The sequence below is a fragment of the Salinibacillus xinjiangensis genome, from assembly GCF_009649735.1.
GTDB lineage: Bacteria > Bacillota > Bacilli > Bacillales > Alkalibacillaceae > Salinibacillus > Salinibacillus xinjiangensis.
This window is the reverse complement of sequence record NZ_WJNH01000003.1, coordinates 328675-354628: the sequence shown is the minus strand read 5'-3', so window position 1 is coordinate 354628 and position 25954 is coordinate 328675. Positions and strand designations below refer to the sequence as shown.

Sequence of the window (25954 nt, the reverse complement as noted above, 5' to 3'; positions counted from 1 at the left end):
ACAGATAGAAGAATATATTTACTGGTACAACCATGAACGATCAAAAGAAAAATTGGCTGGATTGAGTCCAGTTGAATACCGAACTCAATCCAGCCAATCAGCTGCATAATAAAAACTCTAACTTTTGGGGGTAACCACCTAAAGAAACGTCTTTTATTCAATATGTATTCCCCCTTTATATAATTATATTCCACTGCTTTCTTTTAAATCCTCTTATTATATATGGTAAGAATGAGGGAGATCCAGTCTGTTTTATAGTTTATTCGGTCTTATGGAATTAGAATCATTTCTGTACTACTGATAATCCAGTCATCTAGCAGCATTATTTTGTTAGATTGCCAATTATTCAGTCATCTCACAATAATCTGGTCAATCACTGTCATATTCCTTTCTATATCCTATCTAATTCAGTCACAAACGCCTTTGATCAAATCCCCAAGTCCACCACCAATAGAGCACGTATAGATCCACACCAATAAAAAAAGCTATATTTCTCGTATCATAATCCGAGAATATAGCCTTCTTCTATAATAAGGTAAATTGGTAACCCTGCTCCCTTATACCTTCAATCAAATCAGGTAGAATCTCAAGAGTCTGGGATAGCTCATGTAATAAAATAATCGCTCCGTCTTCTAAGTTTTCCACCACATTATTTATGATGAGACCTGGATTACCCTTTAGCTCCCAATCCATTGAAGAAATTCTCCATAGTACCGGCTTAAGATCAAGCTCATGAGCTATTTGTATGGTATCATCGTTGTACTGACCAAATGGTGGTCGGAAAAATTTGACGGGTTGACCGGTTATACCTTCGATTTGCTCTACACTTTGCTTAATGTCCTTAAGCTGATTTTCATAAGGCAAATTGACAAGATTTACATGTTTCGATGAATGAGTCCCAATCTGATGTCCTTCTTCTAACACCCGTTTCCACGGCCTTTTGTCATATAAAAGACGTGATTGCCAGAAGAATATAGCGGGTACATTTTCTTCTCGTAGGCAATCTAAAATACTAGGAAGAATCTTACTAGGACCATCATCAAATGTTAAGACGACAGATTTTTCTTTGCTCGTATTCACCTTCGTCATCACGTTTTCATCCTTAGAGTCGTACACGACCCCTGTGTGATCGACTACTCATGGACAATTCGCCAACCTCAATCCCTCCTTATTTTACTGATAAGTGAGTTCAAAGACCTCTTCGTTAAAGTCGTTTGGTGCACCATCAAAGGTTATTTTTCCATTTGTAACTGCGATAATTCTTGTTGCATAGCGTTTGGCTAGGTTCACATCATGGACATTGATTAACGTTAACAGTTGGTGTTGATCATGGATTTTTTTGAGTAAAGTAAAAATATGATTAGACGTCCCAGGATCCAGACTTGAAACTGGTTCATCTCCTAGTAACACCTTTGGACGTTGAAGCAAAGCACGTGCAATTCCCACTCGTTGCTTTTGTCCACCACTTAAACGCTCCACCCTCTTCTTCGTTTGATCAGTCAGTCCGACATCCGCGATCACACGGTGGGCCCTTTCTAGTTCTTCTGATGAAAACCAGCCAATCAAATTCCGAAAACTACTTCGGTAACCAAATGTCCCAGTTAATACATTTTGGAGGACCGTTAAACGAGGGATTAAATTAAAATGCTGAAAAATCATCCCCATTTCTCTCCGCACCTGTCGTAAGTCTGCTTCATTTAACATTGTGATTGCCTTGCCATCAAAGTGAACTTCACCATTCGTTGGTTTGAGTAGCCCATTAATACACCGGATTAATGTCGACTTCCCAGCTCCACTTTTACCTAATACACAAACAAATTCTCCTCGTTTAAAGGATAAGTTCACATCGGATAAAGCGGCCTGGTCATTGCCAGCGTATTGTACAGATAAATTTTGTATATCTAACATAAATCTTACTCCTTATATGACTCGTTTTCGGACTATATTGCCAAGCAAATCCACCACAATCACAATAATCATAATAACAAAGACATCCAACGAAACGGCTGGGTATTGAAAGGTCTTAAAGTCATTAAATAGACGTTGACCAATTCCTCCGCCACCAATAAATCCTAAAATAAGCGAGGTGCGGATGGCCACTTCAAAGCGATAAAAATAGTTTGATAATACATTAGGCCAAATTTGAGGTAGAATGCTGAATAAATTGGCCAAGCCATTCTTTGCCCCAACTGCTTTCATGGCTTCCTGTGGGCCTGGATCTGAAGCTTCTATTAGCTCTGAAACTAACTTACCTAAAACCCCAATATTGTGAAACATGATTGCTAAAACAGCTGGGAATGGTCCAAGTCCGAGTGCAGTAAGTAAAATAAGACCAAATACAATTTCAGGTATGGAACGCACAAAGCTTAATATCACTCGGGTTATTTGATATAAAAAACGTGACGGTGCAGTGTTCCAGGCTGCTAAAAAACTAATAGGTAAGGCCACGAGCAATCCTAGAAAGCTCCCTAGAAAGGCCATGGCCAAGGTTAAAATCGAATCCTCAATTATTCTCGGCAGATTTGATGTATCCATCGGGAACCATTGAGACAAAAAGTCAATCATATTTCGAAAGTCTGCAAACTTGGATAAATCAAATTCTGTTTGTTTCATACTCAAATAAATAAACAGAATTAACAAAAGAAAGGTTACTATACTACTTCGTTTAAACCACAATCTAATCAGCTCTATTCTTCAATGATTCCTTGTTTAAGCGCTGCTTGTCGAATACTTTCATAGTCTTCGTTACTAGCCTTCGTGAATCCAGATGCACCAAACGCATCTAAGATTTCCTGATCCTCAATATCGAGGAAGGATTGTTGAAGTGTTTCAATGGTTTCCTCATCCGTATCCTTGTGTACAGTCCATGGATATTGGAATAATTTATCTGATTGCCATATTTTCTTTATTTGATTTTGATCTATTTTCCCAGACTCAACTAACTGATTGTAAATCGCGCTGTCTATCGCTCCTGCATCAACCTGTTGATTTTGAACAGCTAGCGCAGTAGCATCATGCGAGCCTGTAAAGCGAACAGAATTAAATTCATGCTCATCCTCAGACTCATAGACGCCACGATTTTGTAACTCGATACTTGGAATTAAGGAGCCAGATGTTGAATTAATATCACCATAGGCAAAATCAATTTCTCCTGGGTTATCTAACAAATCATCTAAAGAATTCCATGGATTATCCTTATGGGTAATCATATAGGAGTAATAAAATGGCTCACCATCAATCAGTTGTGTGATGATAGCCTTGGCTCCACTATTTTCATGTGCAATGACATAAGTTAACGGTCCTAAATAAGCCATATCAATTTTATCGTAGTTTAATGCTTCCACAACTCCATTGTAATCGGGATACACATCAACGGTGACTTCACGATTTAAATCCTCTGATAAAATGGATTGTAGCTTTTCCATCGCTCCTTCCATGGCTCCTTCAGTTTGGGCAGGAATAACACCGATGGAAAAGGAATCCCCTCCCGTTTCTTGCTCTGCATTATTGTCATCTTCGGTATTGCCACAAGCAGCAAGGAAAAGAATAGTTAAAATTCCTATCGTGTAAAAAAATATTTTTTTCATGATGACCACCTTTCGTGTTTATGGAAGAAAAGGACTCATAGTGGAGTCCTTTTATAATACCTTAATTCTTCCTTTATTTTCTTTTGTAACTTCACCAACAATGGCCGATTCAACCTGTCTTGATTGAAGTTCATTTTGGAGTGCTTCTGCTTCCTCCTCTGGTACTGATATGAGCAGACCTCCTGATGTGACCGCATCACATAATATGGTTCGGTCAATCTCACTCACACTTGAATCATAGTCAATTCGGTCTGAAAGCCACTTGCGATTTTTCTTTGAACCTCCGGGGACAACTCCTTGTTCAGCTAATTCTTTTGACTTAGGGAGAACAGGTACTTCCTGACTTTGAATAGTAATCCCAACGTCACTGCCTTCCGCAATCTCCAGTGTATGTCCTAGTAAGCCAAAGCCTGTAACATCTGTACATGCATTAACATTGTAACCTTCCATGGCCTCTGCTGCATCCTTGTTCAAGGTAGCCATAACAGCCATCACTCGATTTAAATCTTCTTCATCTAATAAATCACGCTTTATAGCCGTTGTTAGAATACCGATACCAATTGGTTTGGTTAAAATGATCTTATCACCTGGTTTTGCCCCTACATTGGCACGAATCTTATCTGGATGAATGGTTCCTGTTACAGATAAGCCAAACTTAGGCTCTTGATCGTCAATAGAATGTCCACCGACAAGTGCAGCTCCAGATTCACGAACCTTATCTGATGAGCCAGCTAGGATTTCGGCTAAAATACTCTTATCCAAACTACTAATTGGAAAACCGACAATATTCATTACCGTAATGGGCTTACCACCCATTGCATAAACGTCACTTAAAGCATTAGCAGCTGCAATTTGGCCAAACATATATGGATCATCGACAATTGGTGTGAAATAATCCAAAGTTTGTACTAGCGCTGTATCATCATTAATTTTATAAACTCCTGCATCATCAGAAGTATCTAACCCTACTAATAAATTTGGATTTGGCTCAGATTTAGGTATGTGCCGCAGAACCTGCGACAGGTCTTCAGGACCTATTTTGCATCCTCAGCCACCTTTTGTAGTCAAAGTTGTTAACCTAATAATTTCGTCTCTCTTAGACATATAAAAAAGCCCCCTAACCTTTCTTACTATTTTTAACTGCATTCTGATACATGTCGAATAGTTTTTCAGCCTCATACTTACGAGAGTGATATGTAGAGATGTAATGTTTAGCCGAATTTCCAACTATTCTTCTCAGATTACTATTATTAATGATGTTCTCGGCATAATCAAGGAATTCGTCTTCACTGTGATAAATAAAGCCATTTTCACCTTGATGAATAATACTACGATTCCCATGGTTATCGGCCGCAACCACAGGTAGACCATAATTCATTGCCTCTAGGATAGCAGCTGGTTGTCCTTCAGATATCGAGGTATTCAACACTGTATCTGCTTGTTCATAAATAGCGCCCATGTTTTCGTGTTTCACCTCGCCTAAGTACTGGACCCATTCATCATGTTCAGATACAAGTTTTCGAATCAACTCTCCTTCTTGTTCTTCTAAAACGGGCCCGACGATGCATAAACGTATAAAAGGAAATTCCCGACGAAGCTTCTGTAGCATGTGAATAGCCGATGGTACATTCTTTACTTTTCTAATTCCAGCTGGCAGTACAAATAAGAAAGTGTCTTTCTCCCTTTGAACCTTAAGTTCTGATTTAGGTAAGAAACTCGTCCCTTGGTGAATCACATAAATTTTTGACTTTATATCGGGAATTTCTTGATTAAGTACATGTTTGGCTTGTTTATCAAAGACATGTATAGCACGGGCACCTTGTAGTGTTTTTACCACTTGATCGCGCTTGTTACCATCGAACAGGTCATGATTCAAGTCTGTCCCTGTAATGGTTAAGACATAGGGGTGTATGTCTTCGTTTAGTTTTTCCATAAATGTGTAAAATCGATACGCATGAAAACCATGGACAATGTCAGCCTCTGGAATAGGCTGTTCTGTTTTTCCATTTGTATGAGAAATGATGTCTATATGAACCCCTAAACTCTTTAAACCATCAGCCATACGATTTACAGTGACCGTATTACCTCGAGCCTGGTGGTAATTAGGGGCTACCATTAATGCTTTCATTAAAACTCATCCTTTTCTTTAAATACTTTAGCATATTTAATGTAGATGAAAATGGTGAATGTGTAAAATGTTTTTTAACTCGAAGTGCATAATGATTAATAATTTTAGAATAATAAGCATGTGGAGGTGCTATTAATGGCTAGTCCTTATTTATGTCCAAATTGCAGAACCAATCGTTCGCGTTTTAACATTATTGAACAAAAGGCAACACCTGTAAAATTAGACCCTCAATCAGGTGATGTGTTAACGGAATTTGCTGAAGATAATGTAGATATCATGCACGTTACCTATAAGGGGCCTGAATATAAGGTGCAATGTGGTGTATGTGGGTTGATTGAGGATGAACGATCTTTTATTAAACATGCTGAGTTTAATCAAAAAAATCACAATTAAAAAAACAAGCCTGGATTCCAAGCTTGTTTTTTCATTTACTATTGAAGTTCTTTTGCTAAATCAGCTGAACTAGATAGTCCTACTTCTTCGAAAAGCGCTCCAACCTTTTCTGTATAGCCAGCCAGTTTTTCTTCTGCTGTTGTGAAGTCAGTTGAGTCTGATTCTAAAGCTGATTGATAAGCTTCGAAAGCTCCCTTAACGTCACCGATTGCTTCTTCATATGTTGCCTTTGCATCATCAGTTAAGCCTTCTTCTTTCACAAATGTATAGGCATCAACGTTTGATACTGCCTTTTCAGCTGCTTCAACAGCATCTGCTTTTAGAGCTTCTAGTTCTTCAGCTTTGATTTCTTCATTATTAAGTGCTGCAACATAATCATTAATCTTTTTATAGTTGTTGCGAACGGTGTTTGCAACCTCCATGTGATTTTTCAATAGTGCAGACTTCAATTCTTTATTGTTTTCAGAAGGCTCTTCTGTTGTGTCTTCTGAAGCGTTTGCATCTTCAGCACTGTTTTCATCAGATGAACTTCCACAAGCCGCTAAAACGAACACAAGTGCAATACTTAGTAATAAAAATAATTTTTTCACTTTTCTTAACCCCCTATATTTATCTCTACAGATGACAGTGTAAACCTAGGGGGGTGAAATGTAAATAATTTGGCAAAATGTTAAACTATTAAAATAATTTTTAACTATACATTAATTATAGACCTAAACATTTATACTCCAATTCCACACCAGAGTTTTTGATCCCTGATTTCAAATCTTTTAATATTGCCAAAAGGAATCTTTTTAATTTTGTTCATTTGATTTAAGTCAAGGATCAATGATTGTTGATATGTCATTAGAGGTGAACGATTCAATATCATTCTGTTGATAATCTGATTTTGAACTGGTTTCATATGTACAATGTCAAAAACTAGCTTTCTCCCTAAAGGTTTTAAAGGCTTTAACTTGATAATAAATGGAATTTCGATTAGTTTTTTTACTTTTCCTTCTACAATCAAGTGCTGATTATTGTCAAAATCGATTCGTATATGTTTTATAACATTTGGCTTATTTTGTTCCACCAGTTTTTGAATCATGTTGCGAGTAATAGGAATGGAGATATATTTCTCGGCCAATTTCCCTTTAAATCGAGACCAAACATTTGAATTGCGATCATTCAAATCACTCCCTCCATTCCCCTCCTAAAAATTCAATCAAACGTTTGTTTGATTTTTCGACATATTTGTCAAGTTATGTCAAAAAGAGATTTGTTGATTAGCCTTTCTCTTTTGATAGGCCCAATGATTGGTTGGTCCATGACCAGCACCTATACCTAACTGATTCTCAATTGCATCCTGGATAAAGGATTTAGCTGTTGACACTGCATCATATATTGGCCTCCCCTTTGCTAATTCTGCTGTAATGGCGGCAGAATAAGTACACCCTGTCCCATGTGTATGTTTCGTTTGAATTCGAGAGGCTGTGAAGAAATGAAAATCTTCACCATCATATAAAAGGTCGGTAGCTTGCTCGCCATCACCATGACCCCCTTTTATAACGACATGTTTTGCTCCCATCTTATAAATGCTTTGTGCTGCCAGCTCTTGCTGTTCTCTATTTGTGATGGAAAATCCGACAATTTCTTCAGCCTCAGGCAAATTAGGGGTGATGCAATATGCCAGAGGGATAAGATTCTTTTTCAGGCATTTAATGGCCTCTTTCTGTAGTAAAGCAGAGCCCCCTTTGGCAATCATCACAGGGTCAACCACTAGCTTTTCCCATTGAAACTCCTGTATCATGTCGGAAACGGTTCGAATGATTTCACTACTAAAAAGCATACCAGTTTTTAGAGCGCCCGGAGCTATATCGGTTCCTACAGACTGAATTTGCTCCTTTACGGCATCAACAGATAAGGGGTAGACTCCTTGTACGCCTAGTGTATTTTGAGCTGTTACAGCTGTAAGGGCTGAAGTTCCGAAAACATCTAGCTCCTGAAAGGTTTTTAAATCCGCCTGAATACCTGCCCCTCCACCACTGTCTGAGCCTGCTATTGTTAGTGCTTTTGCTACATCCATATTTCTCCTCCTTAACCGAGATAGCGATAGTATAATGACTTTGCTTCTGAAATGTCTTTTGTGCCGTGAATGAGTACTCGACCATCTTTAAAGATGACTAGACGATGTTGATTTATATCCACTGATAATAAATATGGATTTTGCACGTCAATTTCACCGTCAATAGATAAAGCTTGTGTAAGGTGATCCAAATCTCTCTCAACAGGTTCTGCTGGGCGAATCTGGACGGTATCTCTGCCACACAAAACCGCTGTTTTCGTTTGATTGGTAAAGGATAGATTCGGATATGTACGTTCATGACCACATGATAAACAATTCGGTTTTTTTATCTTGTCAATTTGAATAAACGTATGCTGATTTTGCCATAAATCAAAGGAGACAAGCTTTTTTCTAAGCGACTGAAAATCCTCTACTAATATTTTCATTGCTTCTGATACTTGATAAGAGACAACCATTTGAACGGCTGGACTAATAATACCGGCCGTATCACACGTTAATCCTCCGATCGGAACTGTTTCAAGTATGCACTGCAGGCAAGGCGTTTCCCCTGGAATAATCGTATAACTAATTCCATAGCTACCTACACAAGCACCATAGATCCAAGGTATATTCGCTTTTTGTGACATATCATTAATCATCATGCGAATATCAAAATTATCCGTCGCATCCATAATTAAGTCGATATCACGACTTAGCTCCTCAATTTCTTCAACCCCTACATCCATTACTCGCGCATCGATTTCAACCTCAGAATTGACTTCCGTGAGTCGCCGCTTTGCCGCCACAGCCTTTGGGAGTCTGTTTCTTGCATCCTGTTCATGGTAGAGCTGTTGACGTTGGAGATTACTCCACTCTACATAGTCCCGGTCCACAATTGTAATCTTTTGCACGCCAGCCCTCACTAGTGCCTCTGCACTCCCCGTGCCTAGTGCACCTGCACCAACTATTAACACATGCTTTTGTTGAATTTTCATCTGTCCTTCTTTTCCGATAGGGTCAAATAGTTCTTGACGGGAATAACGCTCACTCACCCAATACTCATTCCTTCCGTTGGACTACTTGCTGTCGCATAACGTTTTTTCGGAATGCGACCAGCCTTATAGCCAAGTCTTCCACCTTCAATCGCGAGCTTCATTGCCTTGGCCATCTTCACAGGATCCTTTGCACCTGATACAGCTGTATTTAATAACACACCATCAGCACCTAGCTCCATAGCCGTCGCAGCATCTGAAGGTGAACCAATACCCGCGTCAACAATAACTGGCACATTGGCGTTTTCGATAATAAACTCCAGATTTAATGGGTTTACGATGCCTTGTCCTGAGCCGATTGGAGACGCTCCCGGCATAATGGCGTGACAGCCTATTTCTTCTAGTCTTTTAGCAAGGAGAACATCATCCGAAGTATATGGTAGGACAATAAACCCTTCCTTCAATAGCTCTTCAGATGCTTTTAATGTCTCGATAGGGTCGGGGAGTAATGTTTTTTGGTCCCCAATGACTTCTACTTTAACCATGTCACATAATCCACTTGCCTTCGCTAGCTTTGCTGTACGAACTGCTTCTTCAGCTGTTTTTGCTCCTGCTGTATTCGGAAGTAAGGTATAGTTTTCTACTTCTAGCTTTTCTAAAAAGTTCGGTTGATTAGGCTCAAAAATATTCATTCTACGTACTGAAAAAGTTAAAACCTCAGTCTCGGAAACATCTACTGCTTCTTTTTGCACATCAAAATTTGGGTATTTTCCTGTACCTAATAATAGTCTTGAAGAAAATTCATAAGGTCCAATTTTTAACATGATTATCCGCCTCCTACAAAATGAACGAGTTCTAAACGGTCCCCGTCCTCAAGTTTTTGTTCCGTTTGTGTATCTTTAGATAAAATATTTCCATTATGCTCCACAATCACGACTTTGTTATCGATATCAAAATGCTCTAACAGACTTCCCACTGTTTGAACAGATGCTGGGACCTCAACCTGGTCTCCATTAATAAAAAAACGCATATGTTACTCCTCCCATCTAAACATTCGTTGCGGTTAGGCGATCTAATCGAAAAGGATGAACATCAATTGCTGGTTCTTTTCGTTCAATTAAATCTGCCATAATCTCGCCTGTTATAGGTGACAGAAGAATGCCGTTACGAAAGTGCCCTGTTGCGACAAACAATCCATTGTATGTTGGGTGTTCACCTAAATAGGGAAGTCCATCAGCTGTTTGTGGTCGAATTCCTGCCCACGTTTGATCCCATTCTGCTTCTCCGATAGAAGGAAGGAGATGTTTCGCTTTTTCTAATAACCCAGCAACCCCTTCCACGCTTACCTGTTGATTATAAGTATGTGGTTTTACCGTAGCACCAACGATGATTCGTCCCCCTTTTTTCGGGACAAGATAGCACCCATGGGAAAAGATAGTACTCTTTAATAGAGGCTGATGGGTTCGAACGGAAAAGCATTCTCCTTTTACAGGATAAACAGGTAAGTCCAGCTCCGTCTGACGTAAAAACGAACTACTCCAGGCGCCTGCTGTCACTATGATATTTTCGGCCTTGTATTCACCTTCGTTTGTTGCTACTCCTACAACCTGCTCACCTTCAAATAGTATGGATTGTACTTCTACAAATTCTTGAATGGTAACGCCAAGAACTGCAGCTGATTTAATAAAAGCTTGGGATAACTGTGGTGCTGATACGTGCCCGTCATGTTCAATATACATAGCTCCTAATATGTCATCAGATACATTTGCTTCTTGTTTCCGAACCTCGTCTCCTGTCACCCACTCTGCATGCTCCCCAGCTCGTTTTTGGATGTCAATAATTTGCTTATATTCGTGCACCTCTTGATCTGTTAAGGCAACTTTATACATCCCTTTATTAATCAATTCAATATCAACGCCACTTAAATCCTTAAGCTCTTCTGCAAGACTAGCAAAACGCTTTCTACTCTTTCGTGCGAGTTGAAACAATGGATCATCATCCTGTAATTCTGCCTGGGCAGCAATCATTCCGGCTGCTGCACCTGATGCTTTACTGGCTATTCGATCTTTCTCTAAGACCAAAACTTTTTTCCCTCTTTTCGCAAGCTGATAGGCAACAGAACCACCATTCACCCCACCACCAATGACGATTGCATCATAGAATTGACTCATCTAACTCCCCCTATCTATTAAATGTTTTTTATATGACTGAACAGCATTGAGTGGATCACGTGCCTCCCACACCCCACTCATTACCGCAATGCCCGAAGCACCAGCCTTCATCACTTGGGATACATGTTTTGGAGTTATACCCCCGATTGCTATAACGGGGATATCTAGTTGTCGGCTTACCCTAGAAAGAGCTTTTAACCCCTTTGGTGGCACCCCTGGTTTGGAATTAGATGTAAAAATATGTCCAAATAAAATATATTGAGCCCCGTTCCGTTGGGCCCTTCCCCCCTCTTCTAGACTGTGACAGGAACAGCCCACCTGTAAACTCGGAAAGCTATCCTTGACCTCTTGTACAGGCAAAGAATGATAGGCTAGTTGTACCCCTTTCACCTTACATACTTGTGCAACATCCACCCGGTCATTGATGATTAATTTTGATGACGGCACTCCGTTTTTATAGAGCTGTTGAACTAGATGATAGATTTGCTGCGCTGTTTTGGCTTTTTCACGTATATGAATTGCATCAATGAAAGGATGAATAATTTTAGCAATATTTATGAGCTTGTCGTTTGACTGTTTTCCATTCGTAATAACGTGAAGTTTCCCATTCTTCATACCACATTCTCCTCATAAATAAAAAACACTCCTAAGTAAGGAGTGGTGTATGTATAGAAAGGTATCCTATAGCTGCCACTTCCCTACGCTGGTTTTGAAGCCAGATCAGGTTCTAAGGGTCTGGATATGTCCATCTCAGTCGTTTGACTCCCCTAGTGCTACTGTCATTTTATGTTGTTATTTTACTAGTTAGAAGAGCTTAATTTAGATGCAAGTGGCCAGGACTCTTTTTGGGAGGCCATTTCCCAGAATAAATACTCATAGGAACTACTAATGAGAAAGTGTTCCTTCATTTGTAGTCGGTCTTGCTCGGTTACTTGTTCAGCAATCTCATCCAATCGATCAATTTGCTCTTCTACTAATGCTTTAAACCAGTCACCGCCATAGGCTGAGATCCATTCTTGATAAATCGGCTCATCAGGTTTAGAGTCCTTTAATCTTTCTCCGATATCGTAATAAAGCCAGTAGCAAGGTAAAATAGCTGCAATGATATCCCCTAAATGCCCATTGTATGCAGCACGATACAAATGGGATGTGTACGCATAGGCGGTTGGTGATGGCTTGAAGCTTTCCTGCTCCTCCTTCGTAATCCCTAAAAGTTTGGAGAAGGTTTCATGGAGCCCCATTTCGGCCTGGTAGGTTCCTTGGGCATGTGCGGCCATTCGATTAGTAGTCTCAAGCTTCTTTGCTTTTGCTGCACCAATCGATTGTACTCTAGCAAAATGAGATAAATAGTAAGAATCTTGCATCACATAATAGCGAAAGTTTTCTAATGGTAGTGTACCATCCCCGATTCCTTTCACAAACGGATGATTAAAACTGGATTCCCAATAAGCTTTTGCTTCTTCCTTTACCAACTGTGAAAACTTCATATGTAGCCTCCTTTGTAAACATTAAAAAACCACTTCCCTATTGCGTAGAGAAGTGGTTGCTTGAGAGATTATATAGATCATCTCCACTTCCCTACGCTAGTCTGAACTAGATCAGGTTCTGAGGGTCTTAAAGTTCACTTTAATCTCAGCCTTACATAAGGCTCCCCTAGTGGTGCATTCATATGAATTTACTTAAATTTTACCATGTATTAGTTGGTTGTCAATAAACAATAGCTAAGTTTCACCTTAAATTGATATCTTTCAATTTACATATTCAACCAAAAGTGATATCATTTTAATATAAATATGAAATGAAAGTGAGAGTGGAGGAATGCAGGAGAGAAAGGCTTGGACATTAAATGGTTTTATGGGGATTTTGCTGATTGCTTGTTTATTAGGGGGAGCTACGTATGTCTTTTTTCAAGGACAAATTATCCCTGCGATTGTGATTTTTATCCTAGCAAGCTCCTTAGCTACAGGTATCACAATTGTACAACCGAATCAATCTGTGGTTGTAACATTTTTGGGGAAATATATGGGAAGTATTCGAGAGGCTGGAATCTTTGTCACGATTCCGTTTACGGTACGGCGTACTATTTCCTTACGTGTTCGCAACTTTAACAGCAAGCGACTCAAGGTCAACGATGTAGAAGGAAATCCGATTGAGATTGCTGCTGTAATTGTGTTTAAGGTCGTGGATGCAGCGAAAGCGGTATTTGATGTGGATCAGTATGAACAGTTTGTTGAAATACAAAGTGAGACAGCTATTCGCCATGTCGCAACGAAATATCCTTATGATACCTTTGACAATCATACTCTATCGTTACGAGGAAATGCCTCCGAAGTATCTGATGAACTCACAAAAGAATTACAGGACCGTCTTAAAGTTGCTGGCGTTGAGGTAATGGAAGCTAGGTTAACACATCTCGCCTATTCGACAGAGATTGCCCAGGTGATGCTCCAAAGACAACAAGCATCAGCCATTATTTCAGCTAGAAAACTAATTGTTGATGGAGCAGTTGGCATGGTAGAGGATGCCATTAACCGTCTTGAAAAGGATGGGGTTGTGGATTTGGATGATGAACGCCGAGTGACCATGATTAATAACTTACTCGTTTCCATTGTGTCAGAAAAAGGAACACAACCTGTTGTGAATACGGGAAGTCTTTAAGTCTTTATCAATAAAGATACTCCAAGTTATCCCTGGGGTATAAAAATGAGGGTTTTGCATGGCTAAAAAAAAGAATTTTCCACTTCGAATTGATCCAAAGCTGTATGAAGTCTTACAGATTTGGGCAAAGGATGAATTTCGTAGTGTAAACAGTCACGTGGAATTTTTGTTGCGTGAAGCAGCTAAAAAGGCTGGGCGAATGCCGGAAGATTGGAAAAATAAATAAGGAGAAAAAAGATGAATTTTTCTACCTGGAACCTAGAGGATATCCTTCTATTTATCTTTTGCATCTTTCTGTTATTAGACAAATTTTCAACCATTAGGGAACGAAAGCAGGTTAAGGAGGATTTAAAGGAGATTGATGACAACCAGATACTATTAAGTAAATGGAAAAAAATCGGATTGTTAATTGTCGGAGCATTTATCTTTAAATGGTTACTCTACTTTATAGCCACGGCGATTACGAAAAATTTTATTGTCATCATCATTTCCTTAATCTTGATTACCTTAGAACTGTATAAATTCACCTATAACATTAAGGAGCTTCAAAAATCAAAATTAGGCCAATTTTTATTGTATGCTGAAACGGTATATATTTTAGTGTTTAGTATTTATTACTTTGGGTATAGTTTGACTTAAACAGTAAAAGGCGTAATTGTCTTAAAATAAGCAAAGGAACCTCTTTTATGAAAGGTTCCTTTGCTTTTATTTAGGATGATGAACTTGTCGTGGATATTACAGTGGCTGCGGTTATAATAGCAATTACTGCTGCTTCCATTGCTTGAATCGTATCAGAAACAGCTTTTCCATGTGGGTTATTTTTCATCATTTCGTTTATTTTCTTATTTGCTATTTTATATTCATCTTTGCTAAAGATTGTCTTGGCAAGACTACAGGCTTTTAAGAGGCCTATTAAAACCATGGTTTGTTCATCAACCTCTTGACTATCATCCAACACTGCCTCTTTCACTTTTGCTCGAATCGCATTTTCCTTCCCAGTTTTAAGCGAAGGATAAACATCCTTGGTAAAAAAGAAAAGGAATTTCGTCTCTTCTTGCTTGATAATCCCCTTGTCGATTAAACGGTCAATATAAGATAAATGTAGTTTTTTCCTGTGTATTTCATTTCCTAGTTTTTCTACCCAGTATTTTAAATTTCGTAGTTTTCCATTGTTATGCTTCTCCCTTAAAAAAGCAAGTGACTCATTCAACAGTTTATCGCCAGCATCGGTTTGATCTAAAAATACCAATTTACCCTTTTGATAATCTAAACAACCTTTAGATGTTAACTCCATTATGATTGCCCCTGCTAAACCGAAGTGAATCGATTCTGATGCATTCATTTGACCTGTTTCATCGTCAATGGCTATTAATAAAAGCTCTTCCATAGTAGATAACATGATTGAAACCTCCCATAAGTGGCTACTCTTATATACGATTCAACAGCTAAAAGGTTTCAATACGCTTTGGTACCTTTCTGATTTGGATATTATTAGGAAAAGATAGCCCATTACATATGATGTTCGTTATTTCTTTTTATGATTGTTTCCATCAATGCCGGCACCTAAGGCTATTCCGATGGCAACTCCGATGGCGATATTATCCATTGCTACACCAATGGCAACTCCGATAGCTAGACCAGCCCCTATCCCTGACCCCTGAGGCCATTTCTTTTTCTTTGAATCTGACAAGTGATCACCTCAATTGTTTTTCCCTTTTTGATAAAACACGTTCATATCCTTATCAGGTACAAGAGATCCGCCGGTTGCCCAACTAATATGAGTGACATGTTGTGGATGAATTTTATGGCGTTTATCATAATTTGATTGCTGAATCATAACTGGACCAAGTAGCCCTGCTGTGGCCGATGGTTCAACATAATGACCTTCTTGATCAGCAAGTAAGGCGAGGAGCCTAAACAGTTCATCATCCTCAATCGTATATATGCCACTCACGAGCTTGTCGCTTATCTCAGTAGCAAATTTTGACGGACGCCCCACGGCTAATCCATCTGCTTCAGTTTGGTTATCTACCCTAAAGTCCTGAACGGAAACACGGTCCATTTCTCCTGTAACCAACCCGATTAATACAGATGGAGAATGGGTTGGTTCTACAAAGAAACAATGAACATTGTCCCCAAACACCTGTTTCAAACCAAAGCTAATCCCACCAGGAGCACCTCCTACTCCACAAGGTAAATAAACAAAGAGTGGATGATTACGGTCAACTTTTATATTTTTATCAGCTAATTGGTCTTTTAGCCTTAAAGCAGCCACACTGTAGCCTAGGAACAGGTGCTTTGAGTCTTCATCATCTATAAAATATCCATCAGGGTCTGCATGGGTCCTCCGTCTTCCCTCATCTACTGCTTTGCTGAAATCACCCTTAAATTCTAAAACATTTGCCCCTTTGGAACGAAGTAAATCTTTTTTCCATTGCTTCGCATCCTTTGACATATAAACATTTACGTTAAAGCCAAGCTTAGCACTCATGATTCCAATGCTTAAGCCTAAATTTCCGGTTGAGCCGACACCTATGGTATATTTTTGAAAAAGCTGCTTAAACGCGGGATTAGAGAATGCTTGATAATCATCATGAAAATCGATAAGTCCAGTCTTTAAGGCTAATGTCTCTGCAAAATGAAGGACCTCATATACACCACCACGAGCTTTGATTGAACCCGCGATGGGTAGTTGATGATCACATTTTAAAAGGAGTTCACCATCAATAGAGGACGAATACTCTTTCTCTAGCATTTTTTTCATGTTGGGTATGTTTTTTAAGGATGATTCAATAACACCTTCAATTGTTTCTGGAAATTCTGCAGCAAAATAAGGTGCAAAGCGTTCCCAAAGCTGAGCGGCCGCGAGCATTTCTGACTTTACTACTGGCAGCTGACTTAACTTATATTCAGAAATCTCATTCGGGTTTTGCCAAAATACGGGCTCATGTTGGAGAATCTTTTTTAATAACGGATGCTTTTCTTGCCATTTTTGGATTTCGGTCGAAGAAAATACCAATAGGCTCATCCTTTCTGTTCAAAAAATCAATCAAATCATGCCTTTCATTGTATCCTCTTTGACATCATGGCCATTCAACCATTTTCGAAAATCAATATCGAGAGGTTCATGTCCTTGGGCAATGGTTGTTAGAATTCTAGAATTATGGAATGAATAGGAAAAGGTATGTATCGTACCAAACAATTCCTCATAATCAGTGAAAAATAGAGGTGAGTCTATATTTCTAAAAAGATTGAATAACTCCTCGTGACTTTCTGATTTTATGGTTTCCAAAAAGGATTCCCGCTTTAATGACCCTTCTATATTACTACGATTTTTATCTTCCATCGGTTTCGTTTGAAAACGATTGACACAATACATGGAGGAAGGATGGCTACGTTTGTTCACTTGCTCAGGACTCGCCTCAACCACAGCCATGTTCCCGTGTTGATCGGCTAATGAAAAATTGTAGCATGCAGCATGTGGGAGTTCCTTTAATAAATGATATGCATCGTCTACCGTTGAACAAACATCTAATACCATTCTTAGACTAGTCCATGCCGAAAATCCTTTTCGATAGTCAACATTGCTAACAAAATGTATTCCCCCTACTAGCCCCTGCTCGTTGACACCATCATGTCTCCCTAAAAGCTGCAGGTTGTATCCTGCTATAGCATTTGATTGGTTTGGTTGCACTAATGTGAAAATCCCATCATATAGTTCAGGTGAAAAATCATAGTTTCGCACATAAAAGTGTTGGTTGACAAAAGCTGTGCAACCCATGGCATCGACTTTAGGTACATCATAGCCACTAAAAAGTGCTGCTGCTTTCTGAAAGGAAACGCCCACTCCATCTGCTAGCCCTTGAATTTCTTCTACTAAGTGAGGTGTATACGTTTGTAGGATGTGTTTCATTGAGGTATGGTCTATTTCTGTTTTTGTAATCGATTTGAATGATTGAAAAATAGGTTTGTCCTTTACCCACTCTCCTAAGCGAACACCAATTTCATAAGGATTGTTTCGCAATTGTAAAATATCGACTTGAAAATTTTGATCCATCGTCATCCCCTCTCCCCATTTTATTTACTAAATTATACCATAAATGAATTTATTCTGTTGTTTTAGAAGGAATATAGGTCGGTTTTCGTTAAATAGATAAAGGTGAAAAAATTATGAATTATAATGATAGAAATAAATCACTCATGGCATCTATAAATTAGAACCTTATGAAAGGAGGAATAACTACATTGAATCACGGATTGAAAGATGAATCAGAAGAAATGAAGGATTTATATAGCATTCCAGACGATACACTAATCGAAATGGCTAAACAAAAACGTACTGACGCTTTCGGTGAATTAGTTAGACGACATCGAGCTAAGGCCTATGGTTGGGCAAAAAAGTGGACCCATGACCCTTATTTAGCTGAAGACATTGTTCAAGAGGCGTTATTGAATGCATTCCTGCACATTCATCATTTGTTAGATTCATCTAAATTTTCGGCCTGGTTCTATCGCATTGTCTCCAATCAAGGAAATATGAAGCTGCGGCGAGGAGGAAATTTCGGTAGGGAAAATCCCTTTGCCTCCTTGACAAAAGAGGAATCGGTAGCGTTTGATTGGGCTAACATTGACCATATCCTCATGAAATTGTCAAAGTCAGTCCACCTGAATCCGTCTTTCAATCCTGTTGAACAGTTAATTCGAAAGGAAACCTTATTAGGGTTAAAAACAATGCTACACTGTTTAAGCAAACGAGAACGGGCCATTTTTGAGGGATACTTTTTTGAACAATTGTCTCCGCGAGAAATATCAGACCTATTCGATACTAAAGTAAGCAATGTATACAATCTATTATCCCGTTCAAAACAAAAAATCCAACGTGAACGAATACGTGTTACTGTGCAGCAACATGTAGAAACTCGGAATCAAAACGGGTTACCGAAAAAACGAGTATTAGATTCTTCAAAAATTTTATGAAAGAGTGATTCATGTGAGTCAACAATTGTCGTGTGAAAACTATAATTCTAGCTGGACATCAGCTGCAACCGCGCTGTTAAGTGCCTGTCGATATTATAAACCGGAGCTTACTATGATTGAATTTATGGGGTACTCAGGTCATGCCTTTCGCATCAATATTAATGCAGATGATGTGGATGTAGCAGGTCCGACGGGATATGACTGGGAATCTTTTTTTAGAAAAGGGCTAAGCAATCTAGGATTTACCTGTAGAGCGATTCGAACTGTTAACTTCACTCCTCCCTCACCACAGGAATTAACAGATGCCATGTCATTAATACAAAACAGTATTGATAAAGGTATTCCTGCCATTTGCTGGGATATGTTTATTCCGGAGTTTGGCAATATTTACGGGTACGACGATGATAAAAAGGAGTTTATGGCTAAAGACCCTGGTGGAAATGGAACTTTACCCTATGAGAAACTGGGACGTGGACAGATTAATGAACTGTTTGTCATGTCGGTAGAAGACACCAATGAAATGGATAAAAGTAAACAACTCAAAGGCGCATTAGAGCTGGCTATTGACCATGCCTACCAAAGAGTGCATGAAGATCACCTCCCGCCATATGAAAATGGGATCAAAGGCTATGACGCTTGGATTCAAGCCTTTCAAAAGCAACAGGTAAGTGATTTTGGCAATGCTTATAATGTAGCAGTAGTCCATGATGCAAGAAGGTTTGCGGCTAAATTTTTTAGTAAACTAGCTCAAGAATGGGACGAAGAGATGGAAAATGGGGAAACAATTAAGAACCTAGCATTTGAAGCTAGTAAATTTTACGATAAAGTTGTGACTCAATTGGAATTGCTTGTGAATATGTATCCATTTCCTGACGGTGGAAATCCGAACCATTCTAAACAAGCGCAACAAACCATTGAAATACTAGGCAAGGCGAAACAAGCTGAGGAGCATGCTGTTCAAACGCTTGAAAATATGTTGTATGAACTAAAATGAATCATAGCCAGGTGCCTCAAATGGTACCTGGCTATGATTTTAAAATGGGGGTTCATCTCCCCCACTATCATGTGCTGTTAAAACACCCCGACCAATCCTATAGGACCAGAACCTTGAGCCTGTAGCTGAGCCTTTTTCCCAGGTTTCTGTAAAGGTAACGATATACTCCTCATCATCTATTTTCTCAACACTCGTCTGTCGAACAACCTGATATCCATCGATTTGTGTAGAAGATGCTCCGATTTCATCAGGAAATTGATCAATGATTGTGCCTTCACTATTGGTTGCAAACTCAACAGCATCCTCCTCCGTAAACGGTGGTAACGAAGGGGATAGGAGTTGAAGAGATGCCCATGATAACGCGTAAATGAGAATGGGAATGATGAAAAACATTTTGATGCTCTTGTCTTTTTCCAAACGTCTCAAAACCCAACGGTCAACAACACCATAAAACAATGCCGTTAGAAAGCCAAATAAGGCAATAAACCAAGACTTTAATAAAAACCAAATCACCAATCCAAAAACACCGTGAATGAAAATAAATAGCCAATTTGGTAATGGAATCCGTCGGTGGAAAAATTCTATAACGATAGAAACCATATTCCCGTATATTAGGATGATAATTCCCACATACATCATATAAAAGAATGATCCGGACATAAGTGCATTCCCAAGATTATATGTATGAGTTGATTCCATTAAAAATTGGGCTGCCAATATGATGGATATGACTGTCGACGATACAAATGTAGCGATGAGCTTGCGTGAAATCAAACCTATCTCGTTGCTATTTTGCATGTAAACACCTCACTAGAACCATAAGTTACCATAAATGTTTAATGCTCGGTTTACTGTTGTTGGTGAAATCTAATCGAAAAACATCGGGATTGGTAAGCATTTTCCATTCTTTAAATCCAAAGCTGGAATCAAAATGTTTTAATATCAAGGAGAGTAAATTTCCGTGAGTAACGATTAGGGTACTGTTATATTTTTCAGTCAGTGTTTCTTCTATAACCTGAATAGCTCTTGAAGTTGCCACACGACTCGACTCTCCACCTTCAAAAGCAAGATCTAAGTCCACAAAGGTCTCTTTTAATTTCGGCAGCCAGTAAGGTAGGTTTTTTGTGCTCAAAATCCGTTCATGTAATCGTTCATCGACTTTTAATGAAAGTCCCTTCTTATCCGCAAGCGGCCTTACAGATTCTTTAGCACGGAGATATGGACTTGATATGATTTGGTCAACTGAAAGGTTTGAGAAAAAATCCGCTAGCATTTCAGCTTGTTTATGCCCATTTGATGTTAATGGTGACTCTGCTGGTTGTCCTTCTGCCTCACAGTGCCTAATTAAGTAAATTTGCTTCGTCATAACCGCTCACCTTACCCCTTTAATAATTTCCCCATATAATATTCATTTACATATTCTCCGTCTATGTATAAAGAATTTCGTTTTGTTCCTTCAATCTTAAAGCCTTGTTTTTGATATAAGGCAAGTCCTGCATCATTTTTGGCTACGACTGTTAATTCTAGACGATGTAGTCCGCGTTCTCTCGCCCATTTTTCAAGCTCATGAAAAAGCTTCGTTCCAATCCCTTTACCTCGGTAGTTAGATAATATGCCAGCTACTAGGTAAGCTGAATGGCTATTTCTTTTTGCCTGACCACCCATGGCTATTAAGTAACCGACTAGAGTTTGATCTGTTTCAGCTACTAAAATGGTCGAATTTTCTTTACTTAAAATGCCTTCAATCATTTCGGCTTGTCTTTCTAGGTTCAATTTCCGCTCACCAGCTTCAAACAGCATGTATTTTGAATCAGCTTCAACCTGCTCAATCAAACCCATAAATTTTTCTGCATCTTGTAGTGTGATTGATCTAATAATCATGTGATTCACCCTTTGTCAATTTTAATCATCTAAATCATGATCAAGAAATGATTCCTTTTTTGGCTCAGTAGCTTCCTCTTTCCCTCTTTTCTCTTCCAATAATTCAACTAATTTTGAATTATTGATACCTGTTTTGACTGCTGAAGAAATCAAGATATATAGAATAAATAAAGAAATGAGATACAGCACAATTCCCATTACGAATTCCTCCTCGTATGTGTAGTTGTTTTTCTAAGTGTAACCATGGCTAACAGAACAGCACTTAGCCCTCCTGATAATTTGCCGACAATCATGGCAAAAACCATATCCTTTTCAATCCCCGCTACAAAACCTAAATGCCCTCCAAACACAAAAGCCCCACTAACGGCAAACGCCACATTGATGACTTTTCCTCGTTGATCCATGTCCTTCAATAAGACGAGCATGGGAATACTATGAGCTAGTGATGAGACGAGGCCTGCAGTCGAAGTCTCGCTTATGCCTAAGAGTGCTCCCAGTTTGGCTAATGGCTTTTTAAGGGTTTTTTCAATAAAAGCAACCATAGGAAATGCTCCTGCTAGAAATAAAGCGATCATTCCCACAATTTGTATTCCCTCATGAAGTGGAGTCATATTTGGAATGACAACAAAGCCTGTCATGGTTTCAATACTGATTGCAGCAAGACCAATAATGGCGATGATTTCAATGAACCTTCCGAAAATGGTAAATCCAGCTATTATTTTTTCTGTATGTTTCCATAAGCCAATTGCAATTAAAATGGAAATCAAAATTGTTGGAAGAAGGTTTTTTAGAATCATCATGAAGCTAAGCTGACCAACAAGACCTCCTATTAAACTACCAATCGGAACGGTAATCAATCCAATTAGAATCCCCTTTGCGAAATAGGGATGATCCTCCTTTTGGATAAGTCCGAGGGCTACAGGAATAGTAAAGACAATCGTTACACCCATCATCGTCCCTAAAAACACCCACGAAAATACCTCTGCCTCTGCCGTTTGGGCCATTTCTTGGGCAAGTGCATAGCCTCCCATGTCAATGGCTAGAATGGTGTTGACAAACGAAGCCGGGTCAGCACCTATCAGCCCATAAATAGGAGCAATAATGGGCTTAAGAAGCGCTGCTAACACAGGTGATAATGATATAATACCAACCATAGCTAAAGTTAACGTTCCCATGGCCATAAATCCCTCGGTAAAACGTTCGCCATAGCCCCACCGATTTCCTAATATTTTATCGATGGCCCCTAATGCTAAAAAAACTACTACTATATAAACAATGACATCATTGATTCCCATATATTTTCTCCATTCGTAGTTTCTATCATTATTATGCTAACATATTTTGGAGAATTTGAATCTATTGATCTAAAATCCATATAATTTCGTTATGAAGTACAACTGCACCGCATTTCGGGAGGGTTGAGTCCTTTACGGCTCCCATGATGAACATTTCCATCATTTTTTGGCGTCTTTTGTCCTTCATAATGGATCTCAAGGACAATCACTTCAATTCTTGAGCAGAAACGGTTGTTCATGCTAGCTCTCAGGGACAATCGCACCGCTTTTTAAACGAGGAATGTGCTTCATTATAAGCCAAACAAAAACGCTTGGATGAATTTCTATTCTCATCCAAGCGCTAAAGTGAATATTTAAATTGAACTCTTTAAATTTGCATCACGTTTATGTCTATCGATCGCAAGTTCAATCAGCTGGTCGATGAGATCTGGATAGCTAATGCCAGTTACTTCCCAAAGCTTCGGATACATACTAATTTTCGTAAAACCAGGAAGAGTGTTGATTTCATTTAAGACCAATGTTCCATCTTCTTTTAGGAAGAAATCCACTCGTGACAAACCTTCACACTCGAGGGCCTTAAAGGCTTGAACAGAGGTTGATTGAATCAATTCAACCTCCTTATCACTTAAATTAGCTGGAATTTCTAGCTTTGCGCCACTTTCGTCAATGTATTTCGTTTCATAGGAGTAAAAGTGGTCTCCTTGTGGGAGAATTTCTCCTGGCAATGATGCTTTAGGATACTCATTTCCGAGAACGGAGCATTCAATTTCGCGGCCGACGATATTCTCTTCAATTAACAGCTTGTGGTCAAACTGAAAGGCTTCCTGTAGACCTTTTTTAAATTCTTCTTCCGTGTTTACTCGACTCACACCTACTGACGAGCCTTGGTTGGCAGGCTTAATAAACACAGGCAATCCTAAAGTGCTTTTTACCTTTTCAAAGGAGATATTTTGCTGGTCATGCTTACGGACGGTTATGGATTTCGCCACATGGATTCCCACATCACGTAGGAGTCGTTTGGCGATATCCTTATCCATGCAAACAGCTGACCCTAGTACATTGGTCCCCACATAAGGTAAGTTCGCCAAGCGTAGCATCCCTTGAATACTACCGTCTTCCCCTAATGTTCCGTGTAAAATCGGGAAAATGACGTCTAACTGATCTAAATCCAATTCACCATCTAAGTTAATGATTTGATGATGTTCTTCACCTGGAACAAGTCCGACGTGTTTATTACTTTTATTTAGGGAAATGAGCTTGGGATCCTCTTCATGAAGAAGATAGTTTGATTGCTCATTCAAATGCCATTTCCCTTGTTTATCAATCCCTATTAACGTAACCTCATATTTTTCTTTATTAATCGCTTCTACAATATTTTTGGCCGACTGGAGTGAAACCTCGTGTTCGGCAGACTTTCCACCAAAAATTAAACCAACTTTTATTTTCTTTGACATGTTACGTCCCTCCGCTTATAACGTCTACACTTTATTTTCTCAATTCCGCTGATAAATTACAAATTAAATTTTTGTTCATTCAAGTTGAACGGTATTTTTCATTCCATTTACCTATTTATTTTTCAGATTATTCACAACTTTGTTATAATATATGTAATCTAAGGGTTTTCTTATCCGTTTTAGAAAATCTTCATCCAAAATTTAAAGGGGGAAATAGAATGAGAGAAGTCGTAATCGTAGAAGCCGTTCGGACACCAGTTGGCCGTCGCAATGGCATGCTGAGTCATATGCGGGCAGATGACCTTGCCGCTCTAACACTGAAGGAGCTGGTGAGGCGGGCGGGTATTTCTTCAAGCGAGGTAGAGGATGTGATTATGGGCTGTGTATCCCAAGTTGGAGAACAAGCAGCTGATATTGGCCGTGTAGCTGCTCTAATTGCTGGTTTTCCAATTGAAGTGCCTGGAACAACCATTGACCGTCAGTGTGGTTCCAGTCAGCAGGCGGTTCACTTTGCTTCCCAAGCGATTTTAAGTGGTGATATGGATGTGGTGATTGTAGCTGGGATTGAAAATATGTCAAGAGTTCCGATGTTTTCAAACATGAAGGGTATATCCTTTAGTCCAGCCCTTACAGAAAAGTATGAAATGATTAATCAAGGACTATCAGCTGAGCGTATTGCCGAGAAATGGGGCTATTCCAGAAGGCAATTGGATGAATTCTCATATGAAAGTCATCAACGAGCCATTCGTGCCCAAGAAGAAGGTCGATTTAAGCAAGAGCTTTTCCCAGTTGAAGTCACCTTGCCTGATGGTAATAAGGAAACGATTGTAGCTGATGAAGGGCCTCGAGCAGACACTACGGTTGAGACCTTAGGTGGATTAAAGCCTGTATTTAAAGAGGATGGCGTGATACATGCAGGAAATGCGAGTCAAATTAGTGATGGATCTGCTGCTATCCTTTTAATGTCAAGGGAAAAAGCAGAACAGCTCGGTCTGAAGCCACGCTTTCGAGTCGTTGCTCGAACTGTAGTTGGTTCAGATCCAACCTTAATGCTAACAGGTCCAATTCCAGCAACGAAAAAGGTACTGGATAAAGCCGGCTTATCCATAGATGACATCGATTTATATGAGGTAAATGAAGCCTTTGCCCCTGTTCCTTTAGCATGGCTTGATGGAATTGGTGGAGATCCAGAAAAGTTAAATCCGAATGGTGGAGCAATTGCTTTAGGACACCCATTAGGAGCTAGTGGCGCGAAACTCATGACTACTCTTATCCATGAGCTAGAACGTACTGGTGGCCGCTATGGATTACAAACGATGTGTGAAGGACATGGAATGGCAAACGCAACAATTATTGAACGATTAGACTAGGAATCTATTT

Annotated in this window: 33 protein-coding genes and 2 riboswitches; of the genes, 8 read left to right on the top strand and 25 right to left on the bottom strand. The window is 39.2% G+C overall.

The features are described from left to right. Positions 1 to 109: IS3 family transposase (locus tag GH754_RS07435; RefSeq protein WP_153728076.1), on the top strand; the 109-nt coding region annotated here is incomplete at its 5' end. 416 nt (positions 110 to 525) lie between these two features. Here the strand turns inward: GH754_RS07435 and GH754_RS07430 are convergent. From GH754_RS07430 to GH754_RS07405, 6 genes are all read right to left on the bottom strand, one after another. Continuing rightward, entirely contained in the window at positions 526 to 1089 is a 564-nt protein-coding gene (locus GH754_RS07430) for a polysaccharide deacetylase family protein (RefSeq protein WP_153728075.1), read from the bottom strand. A gap of 84 nt (positions 1090 to 1173) precedes the next feature. Beyond that, the gene (phnC, locus tag GH754_RS07425) at positions 1174 to 1908 is read right to left on the bottom strand and encodes a phosphonate ABC transporter ATP-binding protein (protein ID WP_153728074.1); all 735 of its coding nucleotides are present in this window, start codon (positions 1906 to 1908) and stop codon (positions 1174 to 1176) included. A gap of 12 nt (positions 1909 to 1920) precedes the next feature. Next, on the bottom strand, positions 1921 to 2676 hold the full coding sequence (gene phnE, locus GH754_RS07420) for a phosphonate ABC transporter, permease protein PhnE (protein WP_153728073.1): 756 nt from the start codon (positions 2674 to 2676) through the stop codon (positions 1921 to 1923). An 11-nt stretch (positions 2677 to 2687) separates the two neighbouring features. Beyond that, complete coding sequence (gene phnD, locus GH754_RS07415) at positions 2688 to 3587, bottom strand: phosphate/phosphite/phosphonate ABC transporter substrate-binding protein (protein WP_153728072.1); 900 nt, start codon at positions 3585 to 3587, stop codon at positions 2688 to 2690. Positions 3588 to 3638: 51 nt separating this feature from the next. Further along, positions 3639 to 4691, bottom strand: a complete 1053-nt coding sequence (gene selD, locus GH754_RS07410) for a selenide, water dikinase SelD (RefSeq protein WP_194841310.1) — start codon at positions 4689 to 4691, stop codon at positions 3639 to 3641. Positions 4692 to 4704: 13 nt separating this feature from the next. Next, positions 4705 to 5715, bottom strand: coding sequence for a glycosyltransferase (locus GH754_RS07405; protein ID WP_194841309.1), 1011 nt, complete (start codon positions 5713 to 5715; stop codon positions 4705 to 4707). 135 nt (positions 5716 to 5850) lie between these two features. On the opposite strand from GH754_RS07405, the gene GH754_RS07400 reads away from it, so the two are divergent. After that, complete coding sequence (locus GH754_RS07400) at positions 5851 to 6108, top strand: DNA alkylation repair protein (protein WP_153728070.1); 258 nt, start codon at positions 5851 to 5853, stop codon at positions 6106 to 6108. Between the two features lie 38 nt (positions 6109 to 6146). Here the strand turns inward: GH754_RS07400 and GH754_RS07395 are convergent, their stop codons facing one another. The 9 genes from GH754_RS07395 to tenA form a co-directional block, all read right to left on the bottom strand. Continuing rightward, positions 6147 to 6698, bottom strand: coding sequence for a hypothetical protein (locus GH754_RS07395; protein ID WP_153728069.1), 552 nt, complete (start codon positions 6696 to 6698; stop codon positions 6147 to 6149). Between the two features lie 131 nt (positions 6699 to 6829). After that, a complete protein-coding gene (locus GH754_RS07390; protein WP_153728068.1) occupies positions 6830 to 7279 on the bottom strand; it encodes a hypothetical protein in 450 nt (149 codons plus the stop codon). Between the two features lie 75 nt (positions 7280 to 7354). Further along, a complete protein-coding gene (gene thiD, locus GH754_RS07385) occupies positions 7355 to 8173 on the bottom strand; it encodes a bifunctional hydroxymethylpyrimidine kinase/phosphomethylpyrimidine kinase (protein ID WP_153728067.1) in 819 nt (272 codons plus the stop codon). Between the two features lie 11 nt (positions 8174 to 8184). After that, positions 8185 to 9204, bottom strand: a complete 1020-nt coding sequence (locus GH754_RS07380) for a thiazole biosynthesis adenylyltransferase ThiF (protein WP_323741895.1) — start codon at positions 9202 to 9204, stop codon at positions 8185 to 8187. Further along, positions 9201 to 9968, bottom strand: coding sequence for a thiazole synthase (locus GH754_RS07375; RefSeq protein WP_153728066.1), 768 nt, complete (start codon positions 9966 to 9968; stop codon positions 9201 to 9203). The genes GH754_RS07380 and GH754_RS07375 overlap by 4 nt, the downstream gene beginning before the upstream one ends. 2 nt (positions 9969 to 9970) lie before the next feature. Beyond that, positions 9971 to 10174, bottom strand: a complete 204-nt coding sequence (thiS, locus tag GH754_RS07370) for a sulfur carrier protein ThiS (RefSeq protein ID WP_153728065.1) — start codon at positions 10172 to 10174, stop codon at positions 9971 to 9973. 16 nt (positions 10175 to 10190) lie between these two features. Then, complete coding sequence (thiO, locus tag GH754_RS07365) at positions 10191 to 11315, bottom strand: glycine oxidase ThiO (RefSeq protein WP_153728064.1); 1125 nt, start codon at positions 11313 to 11315, stop codon at positions 10191 to 10193. Next, positions 11316 to 11930, bottom strand: coding sequence for a thiazole tautomerase TenI (tenI, locus tag GH754_RS07360; protein ID WP_153728063.1), 615 nt, complete (start codon positions 11928 to 11930; stop codon positions 11316 to 11318). It abuts the gene before it with no gap. Between the two features lie 63 nt (positions 11931 to 11993). Then, a riboswitch (TPP riboswitch) is annotated at positions 11994 to 12094 on the bottom strand. Between the two features lie 21 nt (positions 12095 to 12115). Further along, positions 12116 to 12802 carry a thiaminase II gene (tenA, locus tag GH754_RS07355; protein WP_153728062.1) on the bottom strand — a complete coding sequence of 229 codons (687 nt, stop codon included), beginning with the start codon at positions 12800 to 12802 and terminating at the stop codon, positions 12116 to 12118. Positions 12803 to 12873: 71 nt separating this feature from the next. Next, a riboswitch (TPP riboswitch) is annotated at positions 12874 to 12980 on the bottom strand. A 153-nt stretch (positions 12981 to 13133) separates the two neighbouring features. Between tenA and GH754_RS07350 the strand changes: the two genes are divergently transcribed. The 3 genes from GH754_RS07350 to GH754_RS07340 are packed head-to-tail and all read left to right on the top strand — an operon-like array spanning position 13134 to position 14612. Further along, on the top strand, positions 13134 to 13973 hold the full coding sequence (locus GH754_RS07350) for an SPFH domain-containing protein (protein ID WP_153728061.1): 840 nt from the start codon (positions 13134 to 13136) through the stop codon (positions 13971 to 13973). A gap of 58 nt (positions 13974 to 14031) precedes the next feature. Continuing rightward, positions 14032 to 14199: a toxin-antitoxin system HicB family antitoxin gene (locus GH754_RS07345; protein ID WP_153728060.1), complete on the top strand. Its 168-nt coding sequence runs from the start codon at positions 14032 to 14034 to the stop codon at positions 14197 to 14199. Between the two features lie 11 nt (positions 14200 to 14210). Continuing rightward, positions 14211 to 14612 (top strand): hypothetical protein, encoded by a 402-nt coding sequence (locus GH754_RS07340; RefSeq protein WP_153728059.1) that lies wholly within the window; start codon positions 14211 to 14213, stop codon positions 14610 to 14612. 70 nt (positions 14613 to 14682) lie between these two features. Here the strand turns inward: GH754_RS07340 and GH754_RS07335 are convergent, their stop codons facing one another. From GH754_RS07335 to GH754_RS07325, 4 genes are all read right to left on the bottom strand, one after another. Further along, positions 14683 to 15372, bottom strand: coding sequence for a GOLPH3/VPS74 family protein (locus tag GH754_RS07335; protein ID WP_153728058.1), 690 nt, complete (start codon positions 15370 to 15372; stop codon positions 14683 to 14685). Positions 15373 to 15498: 126 nt separating this feature from the next. Beyond that, positions 15499 to 15663 (bottom strand): hypothetical protein, encoded by a 165-nt coding sequence (locus tag GH754_RS19420; protein WP_194841308.1) that lies wholly within the window; start codon positions 15661 to 15663, stop codon positions 15499 to 15501. 9 nt (positions 15664 to 15672) lie between these two features. Continuing rightward, positions 15673 to 17001 (bottom strand): D-serine ammonia-lyase, encoded by a 1329-nt coding sequence (locus GH754_RS07330; RefSeq protein ID WP_153728057.1) that lies wholly within the window; start codon positions 16999 to 17001, stop codon positions 15673 to 15675. A 21-nt stretch (positions 17002 to 17022) separates the two neighbouring features. Beyond that, entirely contained in the window at positions 17023 to 18030 is a 1008-nt protein-coding gene (locus GH754_RS07325; protein ID WP_323741894.1) for a C45 family peptidase, read from the bottom strand. A gap of 188 nt (positions 18031 to 18218) precedes the next feature. On the opposite strand from GH754_RS07325, the gene GH754_RS07320 reads away from it, so the two are divergent. After that, a complete protein-coding gene (locus tag GH754_RS07320) occupies positions 18219 to 18950 on the top strand; it encodes an RNA polymerase sigma factor (protein ID WP_194841307.1) in 732 nt (243 codons plus the stop codon). Positions 18951 to 18963: 13 nt separating this feature from the next. Then, positions 18964 to 19944, top strand: a complete 981-nt coding sequence (locus GH754_RS07315) for a hypothetical protein (RefSeq protein ID WP_153728054.1) — start codon at positions 18964 to 18966, stop codon at positions 19942 to 19944. 39 nt (positions 19945 to 19983) lie between these two features. Here the strand turns inward: GH754_RS07315 and GH754_RS07310 are convergent, their stop codons facing one another. From GH754_RS07310 to ddlA, 6 genes are all read right to left on the bottom strand, one after another. Further along, complete coding sequence (locus tag GH754_RS07310; RefSeq protein WP_153728053.1) at positions 19984 to 20742, bottom strand: hypothetical protein; 759 nt, start codon at positions 20740 to 20742, stop codon at positions 19984 to 19986. Positions 20743 to 20767: 25 nt separating this feature from the next. Beyond that, a complete protein-coding gene (locus GH754_RS07305) occupies positions 20768 to 21310 on the bottom strand; it encodes a histidine phosphatase family protein (RefSeq protein ID WP_153728052.1) in 543 nt (180 codons plus the stop codon). 11 nt (positions 21311 to 21321) lie between these two features. Beyond that, entirely contained in the window at positions 21322 to 21825 is a 504-nt protein-coding gene (locus GH754_RS07300; protein ID WP_153728051.1) for a GNAT family N-acetyltransferase, read from the bottom strand. Positions 21826 to 21846: 21 nt separating this feature from the next. Next, a complete protein-coding gene (locus GH754_RS19415; protein ID WP_194841306.1) occupies positions 21847 to 22023 on the bottom strand; it encodes a hypothetical protein in 177 nt (58 codons plus the stop codon). After that, complete coding sequence (eutH, locus tag GH754_RS07295) at positions 22023 to 23120, bottom strand: ethanolamine utilization protein EutH (RefSeq protein WP_153728050.1); 1098 nt, start codon at positions 23118 to 23120, stop codon at positions 22023 to 22025. Before eutH ends, GH754_RS19415 begins: the two co-directional genes overlap by 1 nt. 353 nt (positions 23121 to 23473) lie before the next feature. Next, positions 23474 to 24574, bottom strand: a complete 1101-nt coding sequence (gene ddlA, locus GH754_RS07290; protein ID WP_153728049.1) for a D-alanine--D-alanine ligase — start codon at positions 24572 to 24574, stop codon at positions 23474 to 23476. A gap of 218 nt (positions 24575 to 24792) precedes the next feature. On the opposite strand from ddlA, the gene GH754_RS07285 reads away from it, so the two are divergent. Continuing rightward, the gene (locus GH754_RS07285; protein ID WP_153728048.1) at positions 24793 to 25944 is read left to right on the top strand and encodes a thiolase family protein; all 1152 of its coding nucleotides are present in this window, start codon (positions 24793 to 24795) and stop codon (positions 25942 to 25944) included. Positions 25945 to 25954: the final 10 nt, after the last annotated feature.

Excerpts from the sequence above, each read along its gene's own strand:
- tenA (WP_153728062.1), bottom strand. The coding sequence starts at position 12,802 with ATGAAGTTTTCACAGTTGGTAAAGGAAGAAGCAAAAGCTTATTGGGAA.
- GH754_RS07400 (WP_153728070.1), top strand. The coding sequence starts at position 5,851 with ATGGCTAGTCCTTATTTATGTCCAAATTGCAGAACCAATCGTTCGCGT.
- GH754_RS07340 (WP_153728059.1), top strand. The coding sequence starts at position 14,211 with ATGAATTTTTCTACCTGGAACCTAGAGGATATCCTTCTATTTATCTTT.
- GH754_RS07310 (WP_153728053.1), bottom strand. The coding sequence starts at position 20,742 with ATGCAAAATAGCAACGAGATAGGTTTGATTTCACGCAAGCTCATCGCT.
- GH754_RS07330 (WP_153728057.1), bottom strand. The coding sequence starts at position 17,001 with ATGAGCCTATTGGTATTTTCTTCGACCGAAATCCAAAAATGGCAAGAA.
- GH754_RS07300 (WP_153728051.1), bottom strand. The coding sequence starts at position 21,825 with ATGATTATTAGATCAATCACACTACAAGATGCAGAAAAATTTATGGGT.
- eutH (WP_153728050.1), bottom strand. The coding sequence starts at position 23,120 with ATGGGAATCAATGATGTCATTGTTTATATAGTAGTAGTTTTTTTAGCA.
- GH754_RS07375 (WP_153728066.1), bottom strand. The coding sequence starts at position 9,968 with ATGTTAAAAATTGGACCTTATGAATTTTCTTCAAGACTATTATTAGGT.
- GH754_RS07285 (WP_153728048.1), top strand. The coding sequence starts at position 24,793 with ATGAGAGAAGTCGTAATCGTAGAAGCCGTTCGGACACCAGTTGGCCGT.
- tenI (WP_153728063.1), bottom strand. The coding sequence starts at position 11,930 with ATGAAGAATGGGAAACTTCACGTTATTACGAATGGAAAACAGTCAAAC.
- GH754_RS07325 (WP_323741894.1), bottom strand. The coding sequence starts at position 18,030 with ATGGATCAAAATTTTCAAGTCGATATTTTACAATTGCGAAACAATCCT.
- thiD (WP_153728067.1), bottom strand. The coding sequence starts at position 8,173 with ATGGATGTAGCAAAAGCACTAACAATAGCAGGCTCAGACAGTGGTGGA.
- thiO (WP_153728064.1), bottom strand. The coding sequence starts at position 11,315 with ATGAGTCAATTCTATGATGCAATCGTCATTGGTGGTGGGGTGAATGGT.
- GH754_RS07405 (WP_194841309.1), bottom strand. The coding sequence starts at position 5,715 with ATGAAAGCATTAATGGTAGCCCCTAATTACCACCAGGCTCGAGGTAAT.
- ddlA (WP_153728049.1), bottom strand. The coding sequence starts at position 24,574 with ATGTCAAAGAAAATAAAAGTTGGTTTAATTTTTGGTGGAAAGTCTGCC.
- phnC (WP_153728074.1), bottom strand. The coding sequence starts at position 1,908 with ATGTTAGATATACAAAATTTATCTGTACAATACGCTGGCAATGACCAG.
- thiS (WP_153728065.1), bottom strand. The coding sequence starts at position 10,174 with ATGCGTTTTTTTATTAATGGAGACCAGGTTGAGGTCCCAGCATCTGTT.
- phnD (WP_153728072.1), bottom strand. The coding sequence starts at position 3,587 with ATGAAAAAAATATTTTTTTACACGATAGGAATTTTAACTATTCTTTTC.
- GH754_RS07350 (WP_153728061.1), top strand. The coding sequence starts at position 13,134 with ATGCAGGAGAGAAAGGCTTGGACATTAAATGGTTTTATGGGGATTTTG.
- GH754_RS07345 (WP_153728060.1), top strand. The coding sequence starts at position 14,032 with ATGGCTAAAAAAAAGAATTTTCCACTTCGAATTGATCCAAAGCTGTAT.
- GH754_RS07430 (WP_153728075.1), bottom strand. The coding sequence starts at position 1,089 with ATGACGAAGGTGAATACGAGCAAAGAAAAATCTGTCGTCTTAACATTT.
- GH754_RS07335 (WP_153728058.1), bottom strand. The coding sequence starts at position 15,372 with ATGTTATCTACTATGGAAGAGCTTTTATTAATAGCCATTGACGATGAA.
- GH754_RS19415 (WP_194841306.1), bottom strand. The coding sequence starts at position 22,023 with ATGGGAATTGTGCTGTATCTCATTTCTTTATTTATTCTATATATCTTG.
- GH754_RS07305 (WP_153728052.1), bottom strand. The coding sequence starts at position 21,310 with ATGACGAAGCAAATTTACTTAATTAGGCACTGTGAGGCAGAAGGACAA.